Source organism: Paraburkholderia sediminicola (assembly GCF_046027355.1).
In the GTDB taxonomy this organism is placed as follows: domain Bacteria; phylum Pseudomonadota; class Gammaproteobacteria; order Burkholderiales; family Burkholderiaceae; genus Paraburkholderia; species Paraburkholderia sediminicola_B.
The window spans coordinates 151207-172343 of sequence record NZ_JAQQEK010000001.1 but is presented as its reverse complement, the minus strand read 5'-3'; the positions used below and the strand labels follow the sequence as shown (position 1 = coordinate 172343).

Sequence of the window (21137 nt, the reverse complement as noted above, 5' to 3'; positions counted from 1 at the left end):
CATTTACCGTGTGTAGGAAATTCCCTACACACCTTCGCGCTCGCCTACCTGAAGTTCGTTCGCCGCCGATTTTAATTTGAGACAGCGCGGCCGATACTTCGAGCCATGAACTCAAGCCCGTCCCTGCAAGCATTGCGCGTTTTCCTCGTGGAAGACACGATCCCGATCAGACGGCGGATGGCGGCGCGCTTCGGCGCAATTGACGGTGTCGAGATTGTCGGCGAAGCCGAGGAATCAGATGCCGCGCTCGCCGGTATCGACGCAACCAGAACCGACGTCGTGGTCGTGGATTTTCGCCTGACCGGCGGCACCGGTATGGAACTGCTGCAGAGCCTCGCGCGCAGCACGTCGACGGTGATCACGATCGTGCTGACGAATCATTCGAGTGCGGCGTTCAGACAGGCGTGCCGCACGGCCGGCGCTCAGTACTTCTTCGACAAGACGAGCGAATTCGATCTTGCATGCAACACGATCAAGCGGATTGCCCACGAGCGCAGCGCACGTGGCCTCAAATACACAGGAGCACATCATGTCTGACGTCGCCGAATATACTGAAATCAAGCCGCTGCAGCGTGTCCCGCTGCCGGCGTCAGGCCATTCCCCGCTCGCGCCGTCAGTACCGGCCCGCCCCGCCGCGCGCTGCTCGACCTGCGCGCTGCGCTCGATCTGCATGCCACAAGGCTTGACGCCGGCCGAACTGGAGCGCATGGAGTCGCTGATGTGCGTTTCGCGCACCATCAAACAGGGTGAATCGCTATACCGCGCCAACGATTCGTTCCAGAGTATCTATGCCGTCCGCGCCGGTTCGTTCAAGACCGTCGTCATGCATCGCGACGGTCGCGAACAGGTCACCGGCTTTCATCTGGCCGGCGATTCACTCGGTCTCGACGGCGTATGTTCAGGCAAGCACAGCTGCGACGCGATCGCCATCGAGGACAGCAACGTCTGCATCATCCCGTTCCATTTGCTCGAAGTCATGTGCCGCGAGGTCAAGGTCGTGCAACAGCACGTCCATCGCATGATGGGTAGCGAGATCGTTCGCGAGGCGGCACTGATGATGCTGCTCGGCACGATGTCCGCCGAGCAGCGGGTCGCCGCATTCCTGCTGAACCTGTCAGGAAGACTCAAGACACGCGGCTACTCGCCGGCCACATTCAATCTGCGCATGACACGGGAGGAGATCGGCAGCTATCTGGGGATGAAACTCGAAACCGTCAGCCGCATGTTTTCGAAATTTCAGAAGGACGGCCTTGTCGATACGCATGGCAAACAGATCAGGATTCTCGACCTCGAAGGCCTCGCGCGCGTGTAGCGCCAGACGGAAGGATACGGCGCACGGCGCGACAGATTCTGTCGGCACGGAGTTTTACCAGCGATCCCTCGAAAGAGGAGGCGTGTTCAGGCGGCGCCGTTAGCCGCCTCTTTTTCCTTCCCGCGCGTCTGGTGATCTAGCTGATCGATAGCACAGCCGCGCCCGTCAGCTTCCCTTCGCGCAGATCGTTGAGCGCCTGATTGGCATCGCCCAGTGCATAGGTCGTGGTTTCGATTTCGAGCCGCGTTTGTGCTGCCACCCTCATGAAAGCGATGCCATCCTCACGCGTAAGATTCGCTACCGACGCCACGCGTCGCTCGCCCCACAGGAACGCATAGGGGAATGACGGAATGTCACTCATGTGAATGCCGCCGCACACGACCACCCCGCCCTTCGCAACCGCCTGCAGCGCGACCGGCACCAGCGCACCCACCGGCGCGAACAGCAAGGCAGCATCCAGTTCGTCCGGCGGCGTTTCATCGCTGTTACCCGCCCATGACGCACCCAGACGCAGCGCCAACTGCTGTGCAGCGGCATCGCCGGGGCGCGTGAACGCATACACCGACCTTCCCTGATGGCGTGCAATCTGCGCGACGATATGCGCGGCCGCGCCGAACCCGTAAATCCCGATGCGCTGTGCGTCGCCCGCCATGCTGAGCGTGCGATAGCCGATCAGCCCCGCGCACAGGAGCGGAGCCGCTTCGATATCGGAATATTGCGCCGGCAGATGAAAACAATAGCGGCTATCGGCGACTGTTCGTTCCGCATAGCCGCCGTCGAGCGTATAGCCAGTGAAGCCCGGATCGTCGCACAGGTTCTCGCGCTCGCTCAAACAATAGCGGCAGTGCCCGCATGTGCGCCCGACCCACGGCACACCGACGCGATCGCCGATCGCAAAGCCCGTGACGTCCGCACCGAGCGCTGCAACCGTACCGACGATTTCATGCCCCGGAATCACCGGCTGTTTTGAATGCACCAGTTCGTGATCGACCAGATGCAGGTCGGTCCGGCAGACACCGCACGCGTGGATGTCGATCAATAATTCGCCGGCAGCGGGTATCGGTTCCGGAACCTGCCTATCCTTCAGCCGCGATTCGCTACCGTCGAACACCATTGCGCGCATTGCGTTCTCCTCGATCGAGCCTCAGAACCGCGCGTAACGCACCGCGAAACATTGGCTTGACATGGGTCAATCGCGAGCGCTGCACCGCCCCTACACTGAACTCAGAACCTGCCCTGGAGTGTCTCTCGTGAATGCCCCGCATCTGCATTATCTCACCACAAGCACACTCTCACTGTTGCTGGCAGCAAGCGGCGCAGCACTTGCCCGGTCCGAACCGACGGCGCTGGTCGATCAACAGCATTGCATGTTCTGCCATACCCGTGATGCGCCTTTGCTCGCGCCTTCGTTTCAGCAGATCGCGGAACGCTATCGCGGCGTGCCAAACGCCAGCGTGATGCTTGAGCACAAGCTGCGGCTCGGCGGCAAGGTCCACTGGGGTGACATGGCCATGCCGCTGCCGGCGGATCGCGGTGGCCCATTGACACCCGAAGATGCTCACACGTTAATCCAGTGGGTTTTAAGTCAATAGCGTCCCAGTTCGTTTGCCCATGTTCGTGGCATGTACGGAGAACCTCATGCGCCTCACCATCCACCTCGACACGTTCGACCGTGTCAATCCAATGGCATTCGCCATCCTGTGGCTCGACAATGAAAGACGCCAATGGTCGCGCGAGGGTCATATGGGGCTCGATTTACCTGAATGGGGCGCCTTGCAAGTCGATTGCGGCAACACGCTTGTCTGCGGGCCGCACGATTCCACACCTTGCTGCGTACTCGAAGGGCTCGATCTGAACACCTCGTCTGGACCATTCGAAGGTGAAACCGGACGCGCACAATGGTGCGCCGACTCTGGCAGATCGCTGACAACGGGCCACTGGCACGTGCAATGTGTCGACAACGAGAACACCGAACCGGAAGACGGTATATTCGCCGCCGGCGACAACCCCCAGGCGTTGTCGACACGGCAAACAGGATGAGTAGCTACTGTGGGAATGACTGCTAATCTGGACGGCGTGCGTCATGCGTACGGACTCTGCTTCGTACGCGCGCCATGGGCCTATTTCACGCGTTTGACGCTCGACCAGCAATGGGGCGACGGCTGGGAACGCGTGCCTTATGAACAGCACGCCGCAGCCCCTTATACCGACAGTCCCGAGCAGATTCTGACCGTCGCTTTCGATGGCCCGCTGTATACGCCCGATCGCGGCTACGACGGCAAGGAACGCAGCGTCAACGAAATCAATCGCGGCGAGGTGCCATGGCTGCGTACGCAAAGTTTTGTCAGCAATGCACCGATTCACATCATGGCGGGCGTCACGCTCGATTCATTTGTGGAGCAGGTCGAACTCGCGGGCGGTCACGTGTTTGCGCCGCTCGGCTGGGGCGCTTTGCGGTTTGAGCCGAGTGAGCGCGCGGCGTCATCAGATACGCCGGCTCCGTCGTGCGGCACGCTCAAAGCCTAAAGCGATCCGAGCCTGCTGAAACTGGCTTCAGCCGATCAGGATCTGCAGCTTGAATGCGAGTCTGAGGATGCCTTTCATGATCACTGGGGTGGGAACGACGAGACCCGTCGTGTGCCTTTCAGCGGCGTGCCAGGAGTCGTCGCCCGCTGTAGGGTTAAGCAGCAGGACTAAACAGGCAACGCCGGCCACAAGCCCGGCCGCGCCGAAACGAATGAAATCCGTGCTATCGAACAGCAGCCCACGGATTAATCCCGCGAGGCCTGCTAACGCGATAAAGACGGCAACCGTCGCAAAGATGATTCTGGATTCTGTCCGGACCATGATTCCTCCCTCGGCTCAATGCACGTCGTTTTAAATCGATGTGGCAGTTCGCGAGCCGTCAATGACACATTCATCATCGATCCAACCGAGGTATTGCGATTGATTTGCATCAAGGTCTGGAAGCGCCGCATCACGTGCACACGATGCAAGCGCCTTGCAACGTTGACGGGTCATCCATCAGCAGAAAGGCGACCCGCACTCGGCGCAACGCATCTGTTGATGTGAATCAAGTGCATCGTCGGGCAAACCGTCATAGTCGTTACACACACCCACGCTGAATCATCACCGGCCCCCGTTCCGTCGTATCTGCCTGGCAGCCGTCGCCGTTCTCGCGCCAGACTCCCAGACGCATCGGTGTGCGCATCATGGCCATCAAGAGCCATCTCAAGTGACCACGCTGTCAATGCGTGGTCGCCGCCATAACCCCTATGAGGAGACTATGCATGTCTACCGTCGAACTTAATCAACTCAACTCCACGGCGCCGCAGATCCCCGCGCTCAAGCATGCAACCATCGACGGCATGGAGGCTTACCATGCGCTCGTGGCCGAGGCCGAACGCGACTATCCCGCGTTCTGGGCGCGTCTTGCGAGAGAGCATCTCGAGTGGCGCCGACCTTTCACGAAAGTGCTGAACGATACCAACGCGCCCTTCTATCAATGGTTTGAAGACGGTGAGCTGAACGCTTCATATAACTGCCTCGATCGCAACCTCACCAACGGCCTTGCCGACAAAACGGCTGTCGTGTTCGAGGCAGACGACGGCAAAGTCACGCACATCACGTATCAGGCGCTCTATCACCGCGTGTGCAGACTCGCCAACGCGCTGCGCGCGCGCGGCGTGAAGAAAGGCGACCGAGTGGTGATCTACATGCCAATGTCGGTGGAAGGCGTCGCCGCCATGCTGGCGTGTGCGCGCATCGGCGCACCGCACTCCGTCGTGTTCGGCGGCTTCTCCGCGAAATCGCTGCATGAACGGATGGTCGATGTCGGCGCGGTGGCGGTGATTACCGCCGACGAACAGGTGCGCGGCGGCAAGACCCTCCCGCTCAAAACCATCGTCGACGAAGCCCTTGCGATGGGTGGCACCGAAGCCGTCAAAACGGTCGCCATCTATCGCCGTACCGGCGGCCGGATTCCCTGGATCGCGGGACGCGACGCATGGCTGCATCAACTCGAACAGGACCAACCCGATACCTGCGAACCGGAATGGGTTAGCGCGGAACACCCGCTGTTCGTGCTGTACACATCAGGGTCGACCGGCGCGCCCAAAGGCGTGCAGCACAGCACCGGCGGCTATCTGCTGTGGGCCGCCGTGACGATGAAATGGACCTTCGACATCAAGCCGGCCGATGTCTTCTGGTGTACCGCCGACATCGGCTGGATCACCGGTCACACGTACATCTGCTATGGCCCTACCGCAGTCGGCGCAACCCAGGTGATCTTCGAAGGCGTCCCCACCTATCCGAATGCGGGCCGCTTCTGGGACATGATCCAGCGCCACAAGGTCAGCATCTTCTACACGGCGCCGACTGCCATCCGGTCTCTGATCAAGAGCGCCGACGCTGACACCACCGTGCATCCGCGCAGCTTCGACCTGAGCAGCCTGCGCATTCTCGGCACGGTCGGCGAACCGATCAACCCAAGCGCATGGAACTGGTATGCCGAACATGTCGGCGGCGGCCGCTGCCCGGTGCTCGACACGTTCTGGCAGACGGAAACGGGCGGCCACATGATCTCGCCGCTGCCGGGCGCCACCCCGCTCGTGCCGGGATCGTGCACGCTGCCGATGCCGGGCATCGACGCGGCGATCGTCGACGAAACCGGCCATGAAGTGGCCAACGGACAAGGCGGCGTGCTCGTCATCCGCAAGCCGTGGCCTTCGATGATCCGCACGATCTGGGGCAATCCTGAGCGCTTTCGCAACGGTTACTACCCCGAGGAACTCGGCGGCAAGCTGTACCTCGCCGGCGACGGCGCGATTCGTGACCGGGACACGGGCTACTTCACGATCACAGGTCGTATCGATGACGTCCTGAACGTGTCCGGACACCGGATGGGCACCATGGAAATCGAGTCAGCATTGGCGGCCAATCCGCTCGTCGCCGAAGCTGCAGTCGTCGGGCGTCCGGATGAAACGTTCGGTGAGGCCATCGTCGCCTTCGTCGTTCTGAAAACGGCGCGGCCAACCGGTGCTGAGGCTAAGCGCATAGCGGACGAATTGCGCGCCTGGGTCGCCAAGGAAATCGGTCCGATCGCGAAACCGAAGGACATCCGGTTCGGCGACGCCATGCCCAAGACGCGCTCCGGCAAGGTCGTGCGCCGATTGTTGCGCTCAGTCGCGAAAGGTGAATCGATTACACAAGACACGTCGACCGTCGAAAATCCTGCCGTGATTTCACAGTTCGCCGATTCGATCTGAACGGTCCTGCGGTCCGGCGGTGCGCCTCTCCGGCGCTCCGGCGTTCAAACGCTCGATCCTGTTGTGGCCGATGCGCGGCGCCTGACTTAAGGACGGCCGCGCAATCGACCTCTACTTCTTTCTGCATGAGGAATTCATCATGAATATCAAAGCCCCTAATCCCGCTGCACTCGGCCTGGCCGGTTTTGCCTTGACGACCTGGCTGCTCAGTATGATCAACGCCGGCTGGTTCAGCGGCACTTCGATGGGCATGGTGCTCGCCGTCGCTTTCGCTTATGGAGGCACCGCGCAGGTGCTAGCTGGACTCATGGAAATACCGCGCGGCAATACGTTTGGCGCGACGGCCTTTCTGAGCTATGGTGCGTTCTGGTGGTCGTTCGCCCTCTTCGTGCTGTTCCTGCACGGTACTGTGCCTGCGGCGTTCATCGGGTGGTATCTGTTCCTGTGGGGCGTGTTCACGCTTTATATGTGGGTCGCCACATGGCGTGCGCCGCGCGCGTTGCAACTGGTGTTTCTATCTTTGTGGGTGACTTTCTTCGTGCTTGCGGCGAGCGAATGGACCGGCCTTGAATGGCTGCACCATGCGGGAGGTTACCTCGGCCTGGTGACGGCACTGCTGGCGTTCTATCTGTCCGCGGCGGAAATCATCAACGAGGCACATGGACGCACGGTGCTGCCGGTGGGAACCGCCGTTCACGAAATCGATGTGACCGTGACCGTCACCGAGGGACTGCGCAGGGCCTGAAACAAGCGGCGGCCGGCGTGCCGCCGCTCACACGGATAAAAATTGGCATGCCGATCAACTATCTTCGAGGATTCACGAAACCTGAGCGCAGCGACGCGGCGAATCTCCGCCTCGGACGATCGCTAGCCTTCGTCGCCGGTGCGGCCAACGCCGGCGGATTCCTCGCTGTGGGGCAATACACATCTCACATGTCAGGCGTGGTGTCGTCACTCGCTGACAACCTCACGCTCGGCGAAATCAATGCAGTCGTTGCGGGATTGAGTTCGCTGTTGTCGTTCCTTTTCGGAGCCGCCACCTCTGCAATTCTGATCAATTGGGGGCGTCGCCGGCAAATGCACAGCCTCTATGCGATGCCGTTGATGCTCGAGGCTACGCTGCTCCTCTGCTTTGGCTTGATCGGCACGCATCTCGAGACCCATCGCGTGCTCTTCGTGCCGGTGACCGTCTGTCTTCTGTGCTATGTGATGGGTCTGCAGAACGCCATGATCACAAAGATCTCAAAGGCGGAGATCCGCACGACGCACGTCACCGGTCTCGTGACCGATATCGGCATCGAGCTCGGCAAGTTCTTTTACTGGAACGTTGGTGACGTCGGAGCAACGACCCGGGGCGCAGTCCGTGCAGATCGCCAGAAACTGCGACTTCTCGGCTCGCTCTTATTGTCGTTCCTCGTAGGCGGCCTGACAGGCGCCATAGGCTTTAAGCACCTGGGGTTTATGGCGACCATTCCCCTTGCTATCGTGCTGCTTACTCTCGCCGCTGTTCCGGTCGTCGACGATATGCTCGCGCAGCGCCGATAGCGTATTTTTTCGCAATGCCGCTATTTCGCGCCGCATTGATCGATAGGGGACGCAGCCCGGTGGCCAGTCACTGGTCAACGCATATTCCCGGTGTGCCCAAGTGAATAACGCCCGGGCTGCGGCCAGACGGTGAGCCCGTGCGGTTCCGCGCCAACCGGAATGGATTTGACCGAGCCGGTCGTCGTATCGATCGCGTACACAACGTCATCGAAGCGACCGGACAGCCACAGCATCGTGCCATCCGCGCTGACATTACCCATGTCGGGACTGCCGCCGCCCGGAATCGGCCAGCTCGCAACGACCTTGCGCGTTGTGAAGTCGATCACCGACACGCTGCCCTTGCCATGTTTCGGTCCGTGCACGAGATTGGAGCCGCGATTGGACACATAGAGCCGGGTGCCGTCGCGGCTCGGGTACAGGCCGTGCGTACCGACGCCGGTCTTGATGAAGCCGACCTTCGTGAAGCTGTCGCCGTCGATCACGTAGACGCCGTCGGCCATCATGTCGGCGACATAGAACACCTTGCCGTCCGGCGCGATGCGGATGTCCTGTGGCATGCCCTTCCGGTCGAGTTCGAGGTAGCCCACGACCTTGCGGTTGACGAGATCGATCTTGGCCAGCTTGCTTACGAGTAAATTGCGCGTGAAATTCATGGTCGTTGTCCGTCGAGGAAAACTCCATGAAGCTGATCTACCCGCTACTGTTGAACGCCAAACCGCAAGGCAAGCCCTATAAGATCCGTGACCGCGACTCCATGTATCCGCGGGTGATCCCTGATGGATTCAGGCGGTTCGGGGTTACTGCACATTCCGGGGACCATCACAGGTGGCTCGCCGTCGACCTCGAGCGTGCGCCCGGTGACCTGCCCAAACATCCACGGCAAACCGTGGCGTACGACTCTCTGGCAATATGCGGCCTTTGTCGAACCGTCTCCATCCAGCGTCGCTAGCGATTGAAGCACCTCGCCATAGATCGTTACTGCGCGCGAAGGTTCTCCCGCCCGATAGATGGCTAGCGCCTCATCTGCGCGAAGGCCGATCGCCATTGGCCCGCCTTCGGCCAATCGATCAGATCGGTCATGCGCGCTGGAACAATCAGCCCGGCTCGCCTGCATCGACTATCAGTCCACCGCAGTGACCCCGTGACCTCTGCGGGCTTTCGACGTAGCGGTTGCATGATGCGAGTCAGGAACTCGGGCCTGCTTGGCAATTCCTCGCGCATCCACCAGACGATGTCCATCGCGCGGTCGAGCACATCCGTCAGCGAAACCGGGAAAACCCCTAGGCGACGCGGTTAAGCCCCCTGCCTAGTTCTGTCACGGTTTCAGCGTTCACGTCGAATGATCATTACTCTTGGGATAACAGACGCGTCCCAAGCGTCATTGAACCGGTGCACCTCGCTCCCTAGACTTGCCTCATGTCCTGAGCGAGAGTCCACATGTCCAGTCAAAGTCAGACCCCATCCCGCTGGGCCACGCGCCGTGCGGAAAAACATCGCCGCCTCGCGCGGGTTGCATCGATCGCGGATGGCATGGTGCTACCCACCGAGCGCATCGTCGATGTCCTGCAGGCGCTCGTCGCCCCGGGCGACCGCGTGGTCGTCGAGGGCAACAACCAGAAACAGGCGGATTTCCTGTCGCGCTCCCTCGCGAAGGTCGATCCGCAAGTCGTCCACGACCTGCATCTCATCATTCCGAGCGTGAGCCGCGCCGAGCATCTCGATCTCTTCGAGCGCGGCATCGCCAGAAAGCTCGACTTTGCGTATGCCGGCGCGCAGAGCCTGCGCATCTCGCAGTTCCTGCAGGACGGCATCCTCGAAATCGGCGCGATCCATACCTACATCGAACTCTATGCGCGGCTCTACGTGGACCTCACGCCGAACGTCGTGCTGTGCGCCGGCTACAAGGCGGATCGCGAGGGCAATCTCTACACGGGCCCGAGCACCGAAGACACGCCGTCGCTCGTCGAAGCCGCCGCGTTTCGCGACGGCATCGTGATCGCGCAGGTCAACGAGATCGTCGACGATCCGAAGGACCTGCCGCGCGTCGATATCCCCGGCTCGTGGATCGATTTCGTGGTGCAGGCCGACAAGCCGTTCTTTATCGAGCCGCTCTTCACGCGCGATCCGCGCCTCATCACGCCGATCCAGGTGCTGATGGCGATGATGGCGATTCGCGGCATCTACGAGAAGCATCAGGTGCAGTCGCTCAATCACGGCATCGGCTTCAACACGGCCGCGATCGAACTGATCCTGCCCACCTACGGCGAGAAGCTCGGTCTCAAGGGCAAGATCTGCCGCCACTGGACGCTCAACCCGCATCCGACGCTGATCCCCGCGATCGAAACCGGCTGGGTCGACAGCGTGCACTGCTTCGGCGGCGAACTCGGCATGGAAGCCTATGTCGCGCAACGGCCCGACATCTTCTTCACCGGCCACGACGGCTCGATGCGCTCCAATCGCACGATGTGCCAGCTCGCGGGGCAATACGCGGTGGACATGTTCATCGGCTCCACGCTGCAGATGGATGGAGAAGGCAACTCGTCGACGGTGACGCACGGGCGGCTCACCGGCTTCGGCGGCGCGCCCAACATGGGCCACGATCCGCACGGCCGGCGCCACGCGACGCCCGCGTGGCTCGATCTGCTGCAGACGGACAGCCCGCTGGAGCGCGGCCGCAAGCTCGTCGTGCAGATGGTCGAGACGTTCCAGGCGGGCGGCCAGCCGACCATCGTCGAATCGATCGATGCCGTCGAGGTCGGCCGCGAATCCGGCATGCCGCTCGCGCCCGTGATGATCTACGGCGACGACGTCACGCACGTGCTGACCGAGGAAGGCATCGCGTATCTCTACAAGGCGCGCTCGCTCGAACATCGCAAGGAGATGATCGCGACCGTCTCGGGCGTCACGCCGATCGGTCTCAAGAGCGACGCAGGCAAACTCGCGGCGCTGCGCCGCGATGGCTTCGTCGCGCTGCCCGAGGACCTCGGCATCCACCGCGGCGAAGCGAGCCGGTCGCTGCTCGCCGCGAAGAGCATGGCGGATATCGTCGACTGGTCGGACGGGCTGTACGAGCCGCCCGCACGCTTTCGGAGCTGGTAATGCGCGAGAACCTCGCTATGAACGCGGCGCGGCCGCTGCGCCACGCGCCGGACCTGGCCGACCGCTTCGGCACGCATGTGGTGCAAGCGCTGATCGACGAAGTCACGCTCGCGCCGAAGCCCGGCCTCGTCGACATGCGCAGCCGCGGCGCGCATCACGATCTCGACTGGAAACTGATGTGCGTCTCGGCGCTCGCGCTGCAGCCGACCTTTGTCGAACTGGCGCGCGCGGGCATCGAAACGCAACCGCTGCTCGCGCTGCGTGAACGCATCGGCGCAATCGGGCGCGACGGCGAAGCGCGGATGCTCGATGCGACCGGCGGCGTGAACACGCATCGCGGCGCGATCTGGGCGCTCGGACTGCTCGTGACCGGCGCGGCGCGCGAACCGTCGGATCTCGCGCCGCAAGCGGTCGCCGCGCGCGCCGGATCGATTGCGGGAGTGCGGGATCGCCACGCGCCTGCGATCACCGGCAACAAGGGCGAGCAGGCGTGCCTCGACTATAACGTCGGCGGCGCGCGCGGACAAGCGCAGGCCGGCTTTCCTCACGTCGTGGACGTCGCGCTGCCGGAACTCGTGCGCTCGCGCCTTCGCGGCGACAGCGAAACGGCCGCGCGCCTGAACGCGCTGCTCGCCGTGATGGCGACACTCGACGATACCTGCGTGCTCGCGCGCGGCGGACCCGGCGCGCTCGCCGAGATGCAGGACGGCGCGCGGCGCGTGCTCGAACAAGGCGGTGCCGCCGCGCTCGCGGGGCGCCGTCAACTGAAGGCATTGGACCGGCGCCTCGTCGAATTGCACGTATCGCCCGGTGGCGCCGCCGACCTGCTCGCCGCAGCCCTCTTTCTCGACCGGCTTGGTAGCGAAGCCCCTCAAACGTCGAACGCATAGGAACACACATGGAAACCATCGTCCTCGAATTCCCGGCGGGGCAGCCCGCACAAGGCCGCGCGCTCGCAGGCGTGGTCGCCTCGGGAGACCTCGAAGTTCTGCTCGAAGCGAACACGGCGTACCGCACCGTCGTGAATGTCACGACTTCCGTCGACGGCAAGGGCCGCCTCTGGCAGGCCGTGCTCGAACGCATCTTCGGCGACGGGTCGCTCCCCGCCGCGAAGCTCGAAATCAACGATTCGGGCGCGACGCCGGGCGTCGTGCAGATGCGCATCGGGCAGGTCTTCGAACAACTGAAATCAACCGGCGGAGCGTGACGATCATGGATACACAGCAACTGCTCGAACGCCAGAGCTTCATCGAACTCGATGCGCGCAGCCGCGCGAAGAAGCTGCTCGATGAAGGCACCTTCAGCGAACTGATCGATCCGTTCCAGCGCATCACGTCGCCGTGGCTCATGCGCCAAGGCATCGTGACGCAGGCCGACGACGGCATGGTGGTCGCGAAGGGAACCATCGACGGGCAGCCAGCCGTCGTGCTTGGCATCGATGGCGGATTCCAGGGCGGCAGCATGGGCGAGGTGTCGGCGGCGAAGATCGCGGGCAGCCTCGAACTCGCCGCCGAGGACAACCGCAAAGGCATCCCGACGCGCGCCGTCATCCTCTTCGAAACGGGCGGCGTGCGCTTACAGGAAGCCAATCTCGGGCTCGCGGCGATCGCGGAAATTCACGCGGGCATCGTCGACTTGCGGCGCTACCAGCCGGTGATCGGCATCACGGCCGGGCCGATCGGCTGCTATGGGGGCATGTCGATCGCGGCGGGACTGTGCAGCTATCTGATCGGCACCCGCGAAGCGCGCCTGGGCCTCAATGGTCCGGCGGTCATCGAACAGGAAGCGGGCATCGCCGAATTCGATTCGCGCGACCGTCCGATGATCTGGAGCTTCACCGGCTGCGAGCAACGGCATCGCACGGGACTCGTCGACGACTACGTCGCCGACGACGCCGACGCGATCCGCGCGGCCGTCATCGAACGCTTTCGCGCGGGGCGGCCCGAGGCATGCCGCAGCGAGCGCGTCGCGGGTTTTCTGACGCGGCTTTCCGAGGTCGATCCGGGCGTGCAGGCCACGCCGGAACAGGCGGCCGCCATCTACGGCAAGGGGTTTCAGTCATGAGCACACAGGAGCTTTCGAAGCGCGGCGCAGTCTGGCTCGACGCGCTCACTTACAGCGCGCCGTTGCAGGCCGGTTATCCGCCTTCGGTGCGGGTCGCGGATGCGCGGTTGGGCGACCATCCCGCGCGCTTCATCGCCGTGGTGCCCGATCCGGACAATCCGTTCCCGCGGGCGCGCGGCGGCGAGGTCGGTCTCGTCGAAGGATGGGAAGTGGCGCGCGCGGTGCGTGAGGTCGTCGATGCGGATAGCAAGCGTGAAGAGAAGCGCGCGATCGTCGCGGTGATTGACGTGGCGAGCCAGGCGTACGGCCGGCGCGAGGAAGCGTACGGCATCCACCAGGCGCTCGCCGCCGCCGCCGATGCCTACGCCAGCGCGCGTCTCGCGGGCCATCCGGTGATCGGGCTGATCGTCGGGCGCGCGATGTCGGGTGCGTTTCTCGCGCACGGCTATCAGGCCAACCGCCTCATCGCACTCGCCGATCCGAAGGTGATGGTCCACGCGATGGGCAAGGAATCGGCGGCGCGGGTCACGCTCCGCTCCGTCGCCGATCTCGAAGCGTTCACGGCGCGCGTCCCGCCGATGGCCTACGACATCGACAACTACGCATCGCTCGGGCTGCTCTGGAAACTCCTGAGCGTAACCAACGCCGATGCGCCGACCAGCGCCGATCAGACCACCGTCGAGAAGGCGCTGCAGGTCGCTTTCGACGACATCCGCAACGACCCGTCGCGCGGTCTGGAAAGTCGGCTCGGCAGCGAGCACCGCGCGGCCTCCGCGACGGTTCGCCGCAAGCTGCGGGAGCAATGGCGGTAGCGCTTCAGTTCTCGCACCGCCTCGTCAGAAGCCAATAAAGGTATTACAGGAGACATGAAATGATCATCTATGGAACTGCACTTCTCGCGTTCTGCCATCTCGCGGGACTCTTTCTCGGCGACCTGCTCGGCGTCGCGATCGGCGTGAAGACGAACGTCGGCGGCGTCGGCATCGCGATGCTGCTGCTGATTTTCCTGAAGCTCTATCTGCAAAAGAAGGGACTGCTGCCGAAGGAAACCGAATTCGGCGTCGGCTTCTGGGGCGCGATGTACATCCCCGTCGTGGTGGCGATGGCCGCCAACCAGAACGTCGTGGCCGCGCTCAAGGGCGGCCCCGTCGCACTGCTTTCGGCAATGGGCGCTGCGGCCGTCTGCGCATGCTGCATCGCCGTTCTTTCCCGCACCGGTCGCGACAGCACGTCGTTCGTGAACGCTCCGCATCTTGAAGAAATCTGAAGCAGGAGTCAGTCATGTTGCAAATTCTCGATAAAAATCTGATTCAGAACGGCCTCGTCACCGCGTTCGCGCTGGTGGGCCTCATCATGTGGGCGTCGTCGCTGATTTCGCGCAAGCTGACCTTCGGGCGCGTGCACGGCTCGGCAATCGCGATCGTGATCGGCCTCGCGCTCGCCTATGTCGGCGGCGCATTCACCGGCGGACAAAAGGGTATCGCCGACCTGCCGCTCTTCACCGGCATCGGCCTGATGGGCGGCGCGATGCTGCGTGATTTCGCCATTGTCGCGACCGCGTTCGAGGTGCAGGCGACCGAGGCGCGCAAGGCGGGAATGATCGGCGTGGTGTCGCTGCTGCTCGGCACCGTGCTGCCGTTCATCGTCGGCGCGAGCATTGCTTACGCGTTCGGCTATACCGACGCCGTCAGCATGACGACCATCGGCGCGGGCGCGGTCACGTATATCGTGGGGCCGGTGACGGGCGCGGCGATCGGCGCGAGCTCGGATGTGATCGCGCTCAGCATCGCGACGGGCCTCATCAAGGCGATCATCGTGATGATCGGCACGCCGCTCGCGGCCGGTTTCATGGGACTGAAGACGCCGCGCTCCGCAATGATCTTCGGCGGCCTGGCGGGCACGGTGAGCGGTGTGAGCGCGGGGCTCGCCGCGACCGATCGTCGGCTCGTGCCTTACGGGGCGCTGATCGCGACGTTCCATACGGGCGTCGGCTGCCTGCTCGGACCTTCGCTGTTGTTCTTTGCGACCAAAGCTTTGATGGGCGCTTGATGCGCCTGGGAGAATCCTCTTGTCTACCGCTCACGAACCGCTTCGCCCGCACGACCTCCTGTGGATCAGTGAGCGGGAGGACCTTCGTTCGACCTCGGCAGTACCTGGATGGGCTTCGCGCGAGTGGCTTTCGCACGCGCCGGTGGTCGTGCGGCGCGAAGCGGTCAGCGAGCAGGGCGTGGTGCCGGTCGGGCTTCGCGGTCGTGCACGCAGTGAGCGGTTCGCCGCTCACGTGGCGCGCGAGCGCATCCGTCTCAGCGTCACGCCCGAGGCGCTCGCTCAAGGCCGCGCCTGGCGGACGAAGCCCGCGCTCGCGCCCCTGCCCTGCGTGCGCGCACTGACTCGCATCGCGCCAGAACTCGACCGGCTTCGGTTGACGTGGGGCATCACCGGCAGCGTCGGCTTTGCGCTTGCGAGCGGCGTGAGCACGCTGCGGCAGGACAGCGACCTCGATCTGCTGCTGCGCGCATCGAAGCCGCTGCCGCGCGACGAAGCCCGTTCGCTTCTCGCGTTGCTGCAAGCGTCGCCCGCGCGCATCGACATGCAGGTCGACACAGGCCACGGCGGGTTCGCGCTCGCGGAGTGGGCCGGCAACGCGGATCGCATTCTGCTGAAGACGGGGCGTGGCCCCTTGCTCGTATCGGATCCCTGGGTTGACGACGCATCATGAGCGTACTGTTCACATTCCCCGGTCAGGGCTCGCAGCGCCCGGGCATGTTGCATGCGCTCCCGTCTCACGCCGAAGCCGCTCGAACACTGCAAGAAGCCAGCGACACGTTGGGCTACGACGCCACATCGCTCGACGATACCGATTCGCTGCGCTCCACCGTCGCGGTGCAACTTTGCGTCTTGATCGCGGGCGTCGCTCAGGCGCGTGTGATGAGCGCCCGCGGCTACGAACCCGACATGGTGGCGGGACTGTCGATCGGCGCGTATCCGGCCGCCGTGATCGCGGGCGCGCTTCAATACGCCGACGCCGTGAAGCTCGTCGAGCTACGCGGCCAGTTGATGGAACGCGCCTACCCGAGCGGCTACGGCATGACTGCGATCATCGGCATGACGCAGCGGGCGCTCGAACGACTGATCGCGCAAGTGAACAACGAGGCCACGCCCGTGTTCCTTGCGAACATTAACGCAGAAACGCAGATGGTCGTTGCAGGAAGCGATGCTGCCATGCACCGCCTTACGACGCTTGCGATCGAACACGGGGCGCAACGCTGCGAGCGTCTCGACGTGGCGGTTCCGTCGCATTGCGCTTTGCTCGACGCCCCCGCGGTGGCGCTCGCCGATGCCTTTGGCCAGATCACCGTGCGCGCGCCTCGTATGGTGTATCTGAGCAGCAACATTGCGCGCCCGCTTTTTGACGGCCCGCGCATCGCGGCCGATCTTGCGGGCAACATGGCGCGGCAGGTGCGCTGGCATGACACTGTGAGGCTTGCGTGGGAACGAGGCGCACGCCTCGCCGTCGAGATGCCGCCGGCCAACGCGCTGACCCGGTTGAGCAGCGCGATTTTCACAGAGGGGATCGCGGTGAGTTGCAGCGAGACGGCACTGCCTGATCTTGGCGCGCTGATCGAGCGGGAACGGATGCGCGAGTGAAGGCTGAAACCTCAGCCAGCCCTTCTCGTGCAAAGACGGCAGACGGCCATCAGCGCCAACAGGTTTGGGTCGCGCTCGCGTGCGTGCAGAAAGCTGACACCGATTGACTGGCGCATCAGATATTGCGGCTTGAGAGGAATGAACTGCACCTTGTCGCCGAACACGCCGCGCACGCGGCCTGGTAATAGCGTATACCCGACCCCGCCGCTCACAAGGTTCATCAGCGAAAAAATATCGCCGACTCTCATGGTCACATTCGGCGTGAAGTCCGCGACGCGAAACGCCTCCATAAAGCCTCGATATGTGACGAACCCCTCGCCGAGGGAAACGAAGGTCTCGTCGCGGCAGTCCCGCAAATCGACCGCCTCCTGGTTCGCGTATGGTGAACCGGCAGGCGCCGCGAAAAAGATGTCGTCTTCGAAAAGAGGAATGGATTCGACTTCGGGCTCGCCGTCCGGCAAGGCCATCAGGGCCGCATCGACGGTGCCCCGTTTCAGCTTGTCGAGCAGTTCGGCATTCGAACCGAGCACGAGTTCGACCTGGAGCGTCGGCCGCCGTACCTTGATGTCGACGACGATGTCCGGCACGGTCCTGATGGTCAGCGAGTACAGCGAGCCGATCTTCAGCCGATCCGACGAATACCCCGCCGCCTCACGGGTCGCGTGAATGCCGGCGGACATCAGAGTGAGCACCTCTTGCGCCACATCGGCGAGCATCTGCGCAGCTTCCGTCGACTTGAGGTTGCGGCCTTCATGCCGGAACAGCGCACATCGTACGCCCTGTTCGAGCGAGTGCAGCGCTCGATGCACGCTGACCGTGCTCACGTTCAGCGCCTCGGCTGCCTTCGACAGGTTTCCGGTCTCCATGAATGCGAGCAGGACTTCCAGCTTGCGAAAGGTGATCTCATCGTCGATTCGGTCGCGCATCTCGATGCAGGGAATGGTCGAAATTAAGGATTATCGGCGCATGAGACCGCTGGACAAGTAGCGATAACCCCGCATTCTTCGCGACAAGCGGGCGACGATCGTTCGATCATCCCGCTCGTCACGAAGAGGCGGAGGTCATTGGCCTCGCGCGAAGACTGTGCAACAGCTTCGTGGGGCGGACAGCATTCTCCTTGCCAGGACGGCGCTAGAACGCCTCGCCCAGTTGGTCGAGGACTGCTGGATTTTCGAGGGTCGAGACGTCCTGTGTGACCTGTTCGCCTTTAGCGAGGGAACGCAGTAGTCGCCGCATGATCTTCCCCGAGCGTGTCTTCGGCAGGTTGTCGCCGAACCGGATGTCTCTGGGTTTGGCGATGGGTCCGATCTGCTCGCCAACCCATCTACGCAGGTCGGCAGCGAGTTGCCGGGCTTCCTCGCCGGATGGGCACTCGCGCTTGAGCACCACGAAGGCGCAGATCGCCTCTCCGGTCACTTCGTCGGCGCGTCCCACCACGGCCGCCTCGGCCACCAGTGGGTGAGCGACCAATGCTGACTCGATTTCCATCGTCCCCATCCGGTGCCCGGAAACATTGAGCACGTCGTCGATGCGACCGGTGATCGTGAAGTAACCGCTGTCCTTGTCGCGGATCGCGCCATCGCCGGCAAGATACACGTCGCCTCCGAGTTCGGCGGGGAAGTAGCTCTGCCTGAAACGGTCGGGATCGCCCCAGATGGTACGAATCATCGATGGCCATGGGCGCTTTATTGCGAGAATACCGCCGCTGCCGTTGGGCAATGCTTGCCCTGTTTCATCGACAACCGCCGCCACGATGCCCGGCAGGGGAAGCGTGCACGAACCCGGCACGAGCGGAGTAGCGCCGGGCAAAGGCGCAATCATGTGGCCGCCCGTTTCGGTCTGCCAGAACGTGTCGACAATCGGACAGCGGTCGCCGCCGATATTGTGATGAAACCACTCCCACGTATCGGGGTTGATTGGTTCGCCAACCGTGCCGAGCAGCCGCAAGCTCGATAAGTCATAGCGACCAGGGTGGATCCGCGCATTTGCTTCGGCGGCCTTGATCAGTGACCGGATAGCCGTGGGCGCGGTGTAGAAAATGCTCACTCTATGGCGCGCAATCATTTCCCAGAAACGACCGGCGTTCGGGTAAGTCGGCACGCCTTCGAACATCACCTGTGTCGCACCCACCGCAAGCGGACCGTAGGCGATATAGGTATGCCCGGTGATCCAGCCGATATCCGCGGTGCACCAGAACACGTCGTCAGGTTTGATGTCGAACGTCCATTGCATCGTGAGCATGGCCCACAGCAGGTACCCGGCCGTGCTGTGTTGCACCCCTTTAGGCCGACCAGTAGAGCCGGAGGTGTACAACACAAAGAGCGGGTGCTCGGCGTCCACGGGTTCGGCCTCGCATGTCTCGGATTGGCCCGCCGAAATCTCGTGCATCCAGCGGTCGCGCTCCTCGATCCAGCCGATCTTGCCGCCCGTTCGCCGATAAACCACCACATGACGTACGGATTCGCAGCCTCCCATGGTGAGCGCTTCATCCACGATGGATTTGAGCGGAAGAGTTTTCCCGGCCCGCATTTGCTCGTCGGCCGTAATCAGCGTAATGGCGCCGAGATCGGTAATACGCTCCTGCAACGCCTTTGCGGAAAAGCCCCCGAACACCACTGAATGGGTCGCTCCGATACGCGCGCAAGCCTGCATCGCCACCACACCTTCGATCGACATCGGCAGATAGATGACGACACGGTCTCCTTTGGCAACTCCAAGGTTCTTGAGCGCGTTCGCGAATCGGCAGACCCTGGCATGCAACTCCCGGTATGTGACGCTGGTAAGTGTCCCGTCATCTGCCTCGAAAAGGATAGCCGACTTGTCGCCGTTCCCGTTTTGCACATTGCGGTCAAGGCAGTTGTATGACGCGTTCAGACGACCGTCACCGAACCATCGATAGAAAGGAGCATTGCTGTCGTCAAGAACCTCGGAAAATGGCTTAGACCAAAAAAGTTCGCTCCGGGCCAGGCGAGCCCAAAATCCCTCGTAATCCTCTTCAGCCTCGGCGCAAAGCGAGTCGTAGGCTTCCATGCTCGCGATCGTCGCCCGCTTTAAAAACGCGGCGGGTACTTCGAAAACGCGACTTTCTCGCTTCATTAATTCGATGTCGGGCATTGTGTCTCCTCCGAATGGCTTCATGAGTAATTCCCCGCACGGCTTCGCCGCATGTCTAGCCACGCGCTTCGATTCGGCTCGCGCGGTTGCTCTTCGTTATTCGTAACGTAACCCGCGCGCCATCAACAGATCAATTAACCTGGATAGCGGATAGTTAGCCTCGGTGAAAATTCAGGTCTTGCGCTTGACCCGGTGTGTTCAGACGCGGGACCCAACTTGAAATCGTAGCTGTCGGCTCCTGCCTCGCAGACGCCGTGACATAGCTACCCGGGAGCATTCTGCAACCCGCACAAGTCTGGTGGGGTGTGGCTGCCCTAGGCTGTATCTTATGGTGTACCTACATGATCCCGCCGCAGACGTAGAAAAACCGGTTGCACGGATGGTGGGATTCTTCGCAAGAACGTGATCTACCGCGCAGTGTGACCACAGGTACTCCCTGATTATTGACAGCACTGACTGACAATTGGCCGTTTGATCAAGTGGTCAGGACAGTTGCGTTGTGCCGCCGTGTGAAAGCCCGATTTGAGGCCACCGGAATGTCATCTGACGATGAGAGGAGTTCATCATGCTGCAGTGGATCGCCAGCTGGGTTGTACGCAACGCGCTTACACCGGAGAAGCAGGCCGAGAAAGCGTTGCGAGAATTGCGTCTGGAACTCTTCCAGGCCGAACAACGCATCCTTGACGCGCAGATGCACGCGGATTACTACCGAGCCCGCCTAGCGTTCTGTGAAGCGGTATTAAAAAGCGGCATCGAGCTAGTAAGCGATCAGCGAAAGGAACCGCAAACGAGCTGGCAGGCACTAAGGACCGCGCACAAACTCACAGCGGCCCAATAGCGCAAACCCTGCGCGGCGGGAGCCGCGACTTTTTAGCTGCCTCTCGCAAGCTAGAGCTTTTCAAGGCGGCTTCGCGCGGGCTTTTTTTTGGGGTATCGCCTGCGTCTCCCACACATTTCTCAAGTTACGGTTACGGTTTAGCGGTTCTTAAGTTTTCCTTCGGCACCATGCGGCAAAGTAGTCGAGCGCTGCAATGCGCGGCTGATTGCAATTCAGCCGCCCCGATAAGCTCGGCAGCAGGTGTGCCCCA

General features: G+C 62.5%; 23 protein-coding genes and 1 pseudogene. 19 read left to right on the top strand and 5 right to left on the bottom strand.

Translation table 11 applies throughout. The features are described 5' to 3' along the window. Positions 1–105 precede the first annotated feature (105 nt). Both PQR42_RS00775 and PQR42_RS00770 read left to right on the top strand, forming a co-directional pair. A complete protein-coding gene (locus PQR42_RS00775; RefSeq protein WP_408384951.1) occupies positions 106–537 on the top strand; it encodes a response regulator in 432 nt (143 codons plus the stop codon). After that, the gene (locus PQR42_RS00770) at positions 530–1312 is read left to right on the top strand and encodes a helix-turn-helix domain-containing protein (RefSeq protein WP_408209704.1); all 783 of its coding nucleotides are present in this window, start codon (positions 530–532) and stop codon (positions 1310–1312) included. The genes PQR42_RS00775 and PQR42_RS00770 overlap by 8 nt, the downstream gene beginning before the upstream one ends. Before the next feature lie 136 nt (positions 1313–1448). On the opposite strand, the gene PQR42_RS00765 is transcribed toward PQR42_RS00770, so the two are convergent. Continuing rightward, entirely contained in the window at positions 1449–2435 is a 987-nt protein-coding gene (locus PQR42_RS00765; protein WP_408384954.1) for a zinc-dependent alcohol dehydrogenase family protein, read from the bottom strand. Positions 2436–2610: 175 nt separating this feature from the next. Between PQR42_RS00765 and PQR42_RS00760 the strand changes: the two genes are divergently transcribed. Genes PQR42_RS00760 through PQR42_RS00750 form a run of 3 tightly spaced genes read left to right on the top strand, consistent with a single transcriptional unit; the run spans position 2611 to position 3838 of the window. Then, positions 2611–2904, top strand: a complete 294-nt coding sequence (locus PQR42_RS00760) for a c-type cytochrome (RefSeq protein WP_408385169.1) — start codon at positions 2611–2613, stop codon at positions 2902–2904. A gap of 46 nt (positions 2905–2950) precedes the next feature. After that, a complete protein-coding gene (locus PQR42_RS00755; protein WP_408384956.1) occupies positions 2951–3352 on the top strand; it encodes a DUF3564 domain-containing protein in 402 nt (133 codons plus the stop codon). A gap of 9 nt (positions 3353–3361) precedes the next feature. Continuing rightward, on the top strand, positions 3362–3838 hold the full coding sequence (locus tag PQR42_RS00750) for a hypothetical protein (RefSeq protein WP_408209709.1): 477 nt from the start codon (positions 3362–3364) through the stop codon (positions 3836–3838). A gap of 27 nt (positions 3839–3865) precedes the next feature. Here PQR42_RS00750 and PQR42_RS00745 read toward each other — a convergent pair whose 3' ends face one another. Then, positions 3866–4159, bottom strand: a complete 294-nt coding sequence (locus PQR42_RS00745) for a DUF2964 family protein (RefSeq protein ID WP_408384958.1) — start codon at positions 4157–4159, stop codon at positions 3866–3868. Between the two features lie 443 nt (positions 4160–4602). Here PQR42_RS00745 and acs (PQR42_RS00740) point away from each other — a divergent pair, with 443 nt between their 5' ends. The 3 genes from acs (PQR42_RS00740) to PQR42_RS00730 all read left to right on the top strand — a co-directional run bounded on the left by acs (PQR42_RS00740) (position 4603) and on the right by PQR42_RS00730 (position 8124). Then, a complete protein-coding gene (gene acs, locus PQR42_RS00740; RefSeq protein ID WP_408384960.1) occupies positions 4603–6579 on the top strand; it encodes an acetate--CoA ligase in 1977 nt (658 codons plus the stop codon). 139 nt (positions 6580–6718) lie between these two features. Continuing rightward, positions 6719–7324, top strand: coding sequence for an acetate uptake transporter (locus PQR42_RS00735; RefSeq protein ID WP_408209716.1), 606 nt, complete (start codon positions 6719–6721; stop codon positions 7322–7324). Positions 7325–7371: 47 nt separating this feature from the next. Continuing rightward, positions 7372–8124, top strand: a complete 753-nt coding sequence (locus PQR42_RS00730) for a YoaK family protein (protein ID WP_408209719.1) — start codon at positions 7372–7374, stop codon at positions 8122–8124. 74 nt (positions 8125–8198) lie between these two features. Here PQR42_RS00730 and PQR42_RS00725 read toward each other — a convergent pair. Beyond that, positions 8199–8747, bottom strand: a pseudogene (locus PQR42_RS00725) (YncE family protein); the annotation flags it as partial. Between the two features lie 56 nt (positions 8748–8803). Here PQR42_RS00725 and PQR42_RS00720 point away from each other — a divergent pair. From PQR42_RS00720 to mdcH, 10 genes are all read left to right on the top strand, one after another. Further along, entirely contained in the window at positions 8804–9073 is a 270-nt protein-coding gene (locus tag PQR42_RS00720) for a hypothetical protein (protein WP_408209722.1), read from the top strand. A gap of 488 nt (positions 9074–9561) precedes the next feature. Further along, the gene (gene mdcA, locus PQR42_RS00715; protein WP_408493534.1) at positions 9562–11223 is read left to right on the top strand and encodes a malonate decarboxylase subunit alpha; all 1662 of its coding nucleotides are present in this window, start codon (positions 9562–9564) and stop codon (positions 11221–11223) included. After that, positions 11223–12113, top strand: a complete 891-nt coding sequence (locus tag PQR42_RS00710; protein ID WP_408384967.1) for a triphosphoribosyl-dephospho-CoA synthase — start codon at positions 11223–11225, stop codon at positions 12111–12113. Before mdcA ends, PQR42_RS00710 begins: the two co-directional genes overlap by 1 nt. Positions 12114–12121: 8 nt before the next feature. Then, on the top strand, positions 12122–12430 hold the full coding sequence (locus PQR42_RS00705) for a malonate decarboxylase subunit delta (RefSeq protein WP_408384969.1): 309 nt from the start codon (positions 12122–12124) through the stop codon (positions 12428–12430). 5 nt (positions 12431–12435) lie between these two features. Continuing rightward, on the top strand, positions 12436–13287 hold the full coding sequence (locus tag PQR42_RS00700) for a biotin-independent malonate decarboxylase subunit beta (RefSeq protein ID WP_408209734.1): 852 nt from the start codon (positions 12436–12438) through the stop codon (positions 13285–13287). Next, complete coding sequence (mdcE, locus tag PQR42_RS00695) at positions 13284–14099, top strand: biotin-independent malonate decarboxylase subunit gamma (RefSeq protein ID WP_408384971.1); 816 nt, start codon at positions 13284–13286, stop codon at positions 14097–14099. Before PQR42_RS00700 ends, mdcE begins: the two co-directional genes overlap by 4 nt. A 59-nt stretch (positions 14100–14158) precedes the next feature. Continuing rightward, the gene (madL, locus tag PQR42_RS00690; RefSeq protein WP_149675622.1) at positions 14159–14554 is read left to right on the top strand and encodes a malonate transporter subunit MadL; all 396 of its coding nucleotides are present in this window, start codon (positions 14159–14161) and stop codon (positions 14552–14554) included. A gap of 14 nt (positions 14555–14568) precedes the next feature. Further along, complete coding sequence (gene madM, locus PQR42_RS00685) at positions 14569–15336, top strand: malonate transporter subunit MadM (RefSeq protein ID WP_149675623.1); 768 nt, start codon at positions 14569–14571, stop codon at positions 15334–15336. Between the two features lie 19 nt (positions 15337–15355). Further along, positions 15356–16006 carry a malonate decarboxylase holo-ACP synthase gene (locus tag PQR42_RS00680; protein ID WP_408384973.1) on the top strand — a complete coding sequence of 217 codons (651 nt, stop codon included), beginning with the start codon at positions 15356–15358 and terminating at the stop codon, positions 16004–16006. Then, positions 16003–16935, top strand: a complete 933-nt coding sequence (gene mdcH, locus PQR42_RS00675; RefSeq protein ID WP_408384975.1) for a malonate decarboxylase subunit epsilon — start codon at positions 16003–16005, stop codon at positions 16933–16935. The genes PQR42_RS00680 and mdcH overlap by 4 nt, the downstream gene beginning before the upstream one ends. Before the next feature lie 11 nt (positions 16936–16946). On the opposite strand, the gene PQR42_RS00670 is transcribed toward mdcH, so the two are convergent. Both PQR42_RS00670 and acs (PQR42_RS00665) read right to left on the bottom strand, forming a co-directional pair. After that, positions 16947–17861 carry a LysR family transcriptional regulator gene (locus PQR42_RS00670; protein WP_408209747.1) on the bottom strand — a complete coding sequence of 305 codons (915 nt, stop codon included), beginning with the start codon at positions 17859–17861 and terminating at the stop codon, positions 16947–16949. A 205-nt stretch (positions 17862–18066) separates the two neighbouring features. Next, positions 18067–20049 carry an acetate--CoA ligase gene (gene acs, locus PQR42_RS00665; protein WP_408384976.1) on the bottom strand — a complete coding sequence of 661 codons (1983 nt, stop codon included), beginning with the start codon at positions 20047–20049 and terminating at the stop codon, positions 18067–18069. Positions 20050–20614: 565 nt separating this feature from the next. On the opposite strand from acs (PQR42_RS00665), the gene PQR42_RS00660 reads away from it, so the two are divergent. After that, complete coding sequence (locus tag PQR42_RS00660) at positions 20615–20887, top strand: hypothetical protein (protein WP_408209753.1); 273 nt, start codon at positions 20615–20617, stop codon at positions 20885–20887. Positions 20888–21137 lie beyond the last annotated feature (250 nt).

What these genes read in the sequence shown, in the direction of transcription:
- mdcH (WP_408384975.1), top strand. Translation starts at nt 16,003, where the DNA reads ATGAGCGTACTGTTCACATTCCCCGGTCAGGGCTCGCAGCGCCCGGGC.
- PQR42_RS00720 (WP_408209722.1), top strand. Translation starts at nt 8,804, where the DNA reads ATGAAGCTGATCTACCCGCTACTGTTGAACGCCAAACCGCAAGGCAAG.
- PQR42_RS00705 (WP_408384969.1), top strand. Translation starts at nt 12,122, where the DNA reads ATGGAAACCATCGTCCTCGAATTCCCGGCGGGGCAGCCCGCACAAGGC.
- PQR42_RS00745 (WP_408384958.1), bottom strand. Translation starts at nt 4,159, where the DNA reads ATGGTCCGGACAGAATCCAGAATCATCTTTGCGACGGTTGCCGTCTTT.
- PQR42_RS00670 (WP_408209747.1), bottom strand. Translation starts at nt 17,861, where the DNA reads ATGCGCGACCGAATCGACGATGAGATCACCTTTCGCAAGCTGGAAGTC.
- PQR42_RS00730 (WP_408209719.1), top strand. Translation starts at nt 7,372, where the DNA reads ATGCCGATCAACTATCTTCGAGGATTCACGAAACCTGAGCGCAGCGAC.
- PQR42_RS00700 (WP_408209734.1), top strand. Translation starts at nt 12,436, where the DNA reads ATGGATACACAGCAACTGCTCGAACGCCAGAGCTTCATCGAACTCGAT.
- madM (WP_149675623.1), top strand. Translation starts at nt 14,569, where the DNA reads ATGTTGCAAATTCTCGATAAAAATCTGATTCAGAACGGCCTCGTCACC.
- madL (WP_149675622.1), top strand. Translation starts at nt 14,159, where the DNA reads ATGATCATCTATGGAACTGCACTTCTCGCGTTCTGCCATCTCGCGGGA.
- acs (WP_408384976.1), bottom strand. Translation starts at nt 20,049, where the DNA reads ATGCCCGACATCGAATTAATGAAGCGAGAAAGTCGCGTTTTCGAAGTA.
- PQR42_RS00710 (WP_408384967.1), top strand. Translation starts at nt 11,223, where the DNA reads ATGCGCGAGAACCTCGCTATGAACGCGGCGCGGCCGCTGCGCCACGCG.
- PQR42_RS00775 (WP_408384951.1), top strand. Translation starts at nt 106, where the DNA reads ATGAACTCAAGCCCGTCCCTGCAAGCATTGCGCGTTTTCCTCGTGGAA.
- mdcE (WP_408384971.1), top strand. Translation starts at nt 13,284, where the DNA reads ATGAGCACACAGGAGCTTTCGAAGCGCGGCGCAGTCTGGCTCGACGCG.
- mdcA (WP_408493534.1), top strand. Translation starts at nt 9,562, where the DNA reads ATGTCCAGTCAAAGTCAGACCCCATCCCGCTGGGCCACGCGCCGTGCG.
- PQR42_RS00660 (WP_408209753.1), top strand. Translation starts at nt 20,615, where the DNA reads ATGCTGCAGTGGATCGCCAGCTGGGTTGTACGCAACGCGCTTACACCG.
- PQR42_RS00755 (WP_408384956.1), top strand. Translation starts at nt 2,951, where the DNA reads ATGCGCCTCACCATCCACCTCGACACGTTCGACCGTGTCAATCCAATG.
- PQR42_RS00765 (WP_408384954.1), bottom strand. Translation starts at nt 2,435, where the DNA reads ATGCGCGCAATGGTGTTCGACGGTAGCGAATCGCGGCTGAAGGATAGG.
- PQR42_RS00735 (WP_408209716.1), top strand. Translation starts at nt 6,719, where the DNA reads ATGAATATCAAAGCCCCTAATCCCGCTGCACTCGGCCTGGCCGGTTTT.
- PQR42_RS00770 (WP_408209704.1), top strand. Translation starts at nt 530, where the DNA reads ATGTCTGACGTCGCCGAATATACTGAAATCAAGCCGCTGCAGCGTGTC.
- acs (WP_408384960.1), top strand. Translation starts at nt 4,603, where the DNA reads ATGTCTACCGTCGAACTTAATCAACTCAACTCCACGGCGCCGCAGATC.